The sequence below is a fragment of the Corynebacterium sp. CNJ-954 genome, from assembly GCF_001942345.1.
In the GTDB taxonomy this organism is placed as follows: Bacteria; Actinomycetota; Actinomycetes; order Mycobacteriales; family Mycobacteriaceae; genus Corynebacterium.
On the sequence record NZ_MKKI01000027.1, the window covers coordinates 1 to 5130 of the forward strand.

Below are 5130 nucleotides of genomic sequence, written 5' to 3' on the forward strand. Positions count from 1 at the left end.
CGGCCTACCGGACACTGCAGGGCATGGAGGCGATGCACGCGCTACGCAAAGGCCAAGGAGCGGTGTTCGCCTTCGGGTATCCGAACCCGGATGCGGTGATCGTCACCAAGGCCTTCGCCGGCGCCTGGGAGATCAGGGCTACGGGGGTGAACCTCCTCCTCGATCAGCTCCCGGGCACTGCCCGCACCACTTTGCAACAGCACCAATAACGGCTGCTACGGCGCCAAGCAGATCGACGCCGAGATCGACGACCCCGATGACGACGCCTCGGGCACTTCCCGTTCAGCTCCGGTGAACCACAAGCACGTCGCCCGCCTGATGCGGACCAACGAGCTGGTCGGCTACACGAAGAAGCGCCGCGTGAAGACCACTATCGTAGATAGGCGTCGGCGGGTGTTCTCTGATCTGCTGCGCCGCCAGTTCACCGCCAGGGCAGTCAACGACACCTATGTCCGCGACATTACCTACGTGCCGATCGCTGACGGGTCGAATATGTACCTGGCCACGGTCATCGACTGCTTCTCGCGCCGGCTCGTCGGCTTCGCGATCGCTGATCACGTGCATACTTGCCTGGTGCAGGAGGCCTTAGTGATGGCCGAGAAACAGCGCGGTAGTTTGGCCGGGGAACGTTTCCACTGAAGACCATGGCAGCGTGTACACCTCTGGGGCGTTCCGGGACACCTGCCGCTCCAGGGGAGTGCGCCAGTCTAAGGGCGCAATCGGCACGAGCGCGGACAACTCACTGGCCGAGTCGTTCAAGGCCGCACTGAACTAACATACTTGAACCACTAGCAATCAAGACTCCTGCCCGAATCTGTCCTCATAAAACGCCCCTAGCGGAGGAATCGGGCGAGCTGGGCCGCGTTACCGTTGAAGCGGTTCAAATCAACGGGGTTGTTGATCCCCGCTACTCGACCGGTGCTGCTGTATTGATGGATCGTGACATACTCCCACCCGCCGGGGATGTCAGGAGTGTTCGTGCCATAGTGGGCGATCCACAGTGGGTGATCAGAGAACTCAGTGGTGTTACCCATCGCCGTACGCCAAAAGTTGGGGTAGGTGTAGATCATTGCATCGCGGCCCGTACGAAGCTTCACCACCTGAAGGTACTCGCGGACCCAGGCCTGTAGCTGGGTAGGGTTCAGACCACCGGAATCCTCAATGTCCAGCACCGGCGGCAAGGTAGGGAAATGGCTGACTATGGAGGTATTAGCGAAAAAGTGAGCCTGCGACACGGCGGAGCCAGGAGCCAAACTGGGCCGGGCATAGTGGTAGGAGCCAACGGCCATGCCGACGTACTTGGGGATGTTGGAATCGGCCAGGTAGGTGGGGTTGATGTAGCCCGTACCTTCGGTGGCCTTAACATAGGCGAAGCGTTGCCCGGATAGCGAGGTCTCGATCCAGCGGATCGGCCCGTCGGTGTTCTGGTGACTGGAGACATCAACACCGTTAACGCTGTTGAGCGCGTGTGCTGCCGGGCCAAGGGCAGCACCGATAAGGCAGGCAGTGAGTAAGGCTGCGGGGGCTTTTTTGATGGTCAACAATGGTGTCCTCTGCTTAATCGTCGAGCGCACGACGGATCGATCGTACACGGGATACCACTTCAACGAAGGGGATTGTGCTTCACGTCGCTGCTGTCAGTCTTCAGGACCTAGGTCTCTGATTACAAGATGACCGAGACTGAAACCAACACCGCTCTGACTTCTCTTAGAATGCTGCAACCGGGAAGGTACGGATACCAACATCGGCAAAGTTCTTCATCGCCCGAGGAAGGTGGTCTTGGCTGCTAATCAGCACGCTAGGGGTGTCCGGGATGATGCGGTCAACGTTGCGGGCGTTCTCCACCGTCGAGCTTGAGGCTCCTTCCTGGATGATTGGGTTAACCACCAGTCGAGCACGCAGCAAAGAGTCCATGGTCTGAGCTTCAGTAAAGCAACCACCCTGGGTAGCACCGCCAGTGACGATAACCCGATTAGCTGGGTGCAGGCGGACGAAAGCGGCAGCGCGGTCGAGTCTGGAGTTCAGCACACCGGCCGGTGCACAATCCGGATTGAGTCGAGCGCCTAGAATCACAATAGGTGCTCCCGCAAACGCTGAGGCGTGGGCGGTTGTGAGAGTGCTGTCTTTCGGCGAGGCGCTGATCTCGGAAGCAATGTCGCCGATCGGATTGGTGGAGCTAAGCGCTTGGGCAGCGGCAATGCCAGTAGCAATGATCGCTTGGATGGTCAGGGGCATGAGCACTGGTCCTCTCGGAGTCTGTTATCGAAATGTAACCATACAGCAATCCGGACCGGGCTTCAGGGTCGGCGATTCCAGAGCTCGACCGACATGGATACCGCGATCGCCCGCCCGCCACCGGATGTAGATCTCATCGTTCTGCCAAGGGTGTGCGAACCATGGGGGCGTCTGCGCGGTGCAGGACCAGTCGCGGACGTCCATCCCCTCGTCCTGCAGCAGACGCGGCCAGTTGTCGGGTGCCTGCAGGCATTCCTTGCCCGACTCCAGCTGCCCGGTGCGCGGGTAGTCGGTGAGGAACGGCTTGAGCTCCTCATACTGATTCGCCATGCCGACAAGCTGACTGGGGTTGGCAGTGTAGGAGTCACCGTAGGTCACCACCGTCGTGGTGGCGGGCGACGCCACCCCCGCAGTGGCGGTGGCGGAACAGATCGTCGCCGACAACAGCAGACAGGTGGCGAAAACACGGGTTGCCTTATTCCAGCATGCCTCTGCGGAGGAACCTAATTCGCCGCAGCATCTTCATAGGCCCACGATTCCAGGTCACGGAGGTTCTGATGTGCCCACTGACTGTTTGCTTCAGAAGCGGCAGTCGCCGCTCCGGTCACGGCACCTGAGATCGCACCTGTGGTACTGCCCAATGCTGCCCCGACAGGCGCTCCAACGGCCGCGCCCACACCGGCGCCTGTCACAGCGCCAGCTGGAGCTCCGATTACTGTTCCGGCACCCATCCCCCATATGCCACCGACAGGAGCACCGATAGCTCCGCCAATGACCGCACCGGGGATACAACCCACCACAAGCGCAGGCAGTCCAGCGAGGCAACCCATACCCATTCCCGAAAGGCCACCAGCAAAAGTGCCAGCAACACCTCCGCCGAACCCTCCTATTGCCGCGCCGGTTAGGGCGCCCGGTGCGACGCCGATCGCCGCCCCCGTGGCCGCACCGAGGGCGCCTCCACTGACAGCTCCATTGCCACCACCGATAGCAGCACCATCCGCAGCGCCATCCAATGTTTGCGCAATCAGTTGTTCCTGCCTCCTATCCTGGACAAGACCGTTGTTTTCGGCAGGGATGAACGGCTTGTCTCCCGCAATTATCCGATCTGGGGAAAAACCAGGCCTTCCGGCTGAAATATTATCGGCTGGTCCAGCAGGCGCCGGAATAGAGGGAAGAAGACTCGGGGCAATACTCTGCGTGTGGCTGATCGAGGTGTTTGCAGCAGCGGGAACTTCTTCAGCTGAAGAAGTTCCTGCAGTGACTCCGGCAGTGACACAAATAGCCAAGCTCGCGACCGCGAATCTGGTTGTTGTCCTTTTCAGTCTCATGAATAGTTCTCCTCGTGAACTACGGGCATCACCAGACGTTCTGATGATACTGAGGCAGTATATACCGGGGGTATCCTAAATCTCTGATCATTGTCAAACCAACAGTTGCGGGCGCATTTTAATTACCCCCAATAAATGTCACCTATGCGAATGTCCTGGCGTATATAACGATGATTTAATATACGCGCGAATGATGGTTAATAGCTGGCGCCATGTCACGCGCAAATAGGGCGCCACGATATGTAATATGGCATCGCTAACGACTAGGCGGGGCACTTATTCTCGAAGGTATATAATTGGATATCTACGGTTAATCCCGCCTGTCGCATGCGGTGGTCGTGAAGTATTAGAGAAGTAAATACGGGAACCCCGAATGGGGGGAATAATTCCCAATCTTGACAGCGACGATGATCAAGGGGGATAATTCTTTACCTGCACTTGACCTAAATGAAGTTGGACATGATTCCATGGTGGCCAGACTCACACTCGAATCCCTGCGCTACGCCGACGCGGTGGCGGACACGGGGTCATTCGTCTCGGCCGCGCGTCGTTTCGGGGTCACCCAGCCGGCATTGTCCATCAGCATCGCCAAGCTTGAGGAACATCTCGGCGGGCGCATCTTCCTCCGTAACCCCCGGGGGACGTCGCCGACGGCGTTCGGGGCTGCGATGCTGCCCCGCATCAAGCAGATCATCACCGACGTGACCCGGATGGAAGTCGAGGCGGAGTCCTTCACCTCCAGCCGTTCCGGCACCGTGCGGGTGGGAATCTCCCCGAAGATCGACAAGACCATCGTCGGGCAGCTCAAAGACGCCATCCACGGCCCGAATGCCCTGGCCACCGGTCACGACGTGATGCTGTTGGAGGCTGAGCTGGAACCACTGGAGGAGTTCCTGCAGGCGGGGAGCCTCGACATGATCATCGTGCCGGCACTCGGGTCCCTGCCCGGGTACAGTCACCGCCTGATCGATTCCGACTACCTGGTGCTAGTGGACCCGACGGACGAGGGGGCGGGCGAGACGATCACCGTCGACGAACTCGCCGAACGCGAGTTGATCCTGTGCCGTCACGGCTGTGGAATCACCCGCATGGTGTCCGACATGTTCGCCGAGGCCGGACGGTCGATGAAACGTGCGGAGATGGAGGTCACCCACTGCAGTGCCTTGCCCGGCTGGGCCGACAAGGGAATGGGTTCAGTCGTCCTTCCGGAGCGGCACGTCAAGGAGGGAATGGCCTCACGTCGCATCGTCCGGGAGGACGGGACGCAGGTCGAGATGTTCTACGAGCTGGTGTGGGATCCGGGGTCGGCGAGTGCGGTGTACCTCGACTCCCTCGCGAAGGGTGCTGTTGCAAAGTGGAGCGGGGAGTGCCCGGACGCCGATCGAGGAGGAGGTTCACCCCCGTAGCCCTGATCTCTCAGGCGCCGGCGAAGGCCTTGGCGACGATCACCGCATCCGGGTTCGGATACCCGAAGGCGAACACCGCTCCTTGGCCTTTGCGTAGCGCGTGCATCGCCTCCATGCCCTGCAGTGTCCGGTAGGCCGACACCGGTTTCTTGAAGCCGCCG

General features: G+C 60.0%; 4 protein-coding genes and 3 pseudogenes. 3 read left to right on the forward strand and 4 right to left on the reverse strand.

The genetic code is table 11. The annotated features are described in order from the left end of the window. Together BJF89_RS18560 and BJF89_RS09825 are read left to right on the forward strand one after the other, a co-directional pair. Positions 1-125 (forward strand): annotated as a pseudogene (locus BJF89_RS18560) (IS6 family transposase); the annotation flags it as partial. A gap of 73 nt (positions 126-198) precedes the next feature. After that, positions 199-769, forward strand: a pseudogene (locus tag BJF89_RS09825) (DDE-type integrase/transposase/recombinase); the annotation flags it as partial. A gap of 64 nt (positions 770-833) precedes the next feature. On the opposite strand, the gene BJF89_RS09830 reads toward BJF89_RS09825, so the two are convergent. From BJF89_RS09830 to BJF89_RS09840, 3 genes are all read right to left on the reverse strand, one after another. After that, complete coding sequence (locus tag BJF89_RS09830) at positions 834-1541, reverse strand: glycoside hydrolase family 25 protein (RefSeq protein ID WP_255372583.1); 708 nt, start codon at positions 1539-1541, stop codon at positions 834-836. A 166-nt stretch (positions 1542-1707) separates the two neighbouring features. Continuing rightward, positions 1708-2235, reverse strand: a complete 528-nt coding sequence (locus BJF89_RS09835; protein ID WP_075814459.1) for a YdcF family protein — start codon at positions 2233-2235, stop codon at positions 1708-1710. A gap of 24 nt (positions 2236-2259) precedes the next feature. Continuing rightward, entirely contained in the window at positions 2260-2679 is a 420-nt protein-coding gene (locus tag BJF89_RS09840) for a hypothetical protein (RefSeq protein WP_075814461.1), read from the reverse strand. A 1351-nt stretch (positions 2680-4030) separates the two neighbouring features. Here BJF89_RS09840 and BJF89_RS09845 point away from each other — a divergent pair. After that, a complete protein-coding gene (locus tag BJF89_RS09845) occupies positions 4031-4969 on the forward strand; it encodes a LysR family transcriptional regulator (RefSeq protein WP_075814463.1) in 939 nt (312 codons plus the stop codon). Positions 4970-4979: 10 nt separating this feature from the next. Here the strand turns inward: BJF89_RS09845 and BJF89_RS09850 are convergent. Next, positions 4980-5130 (reverse strand): annotated as a pseudogene (locus BJF89_RS09850) (IS6 family transposase); the annotation flags it as partial.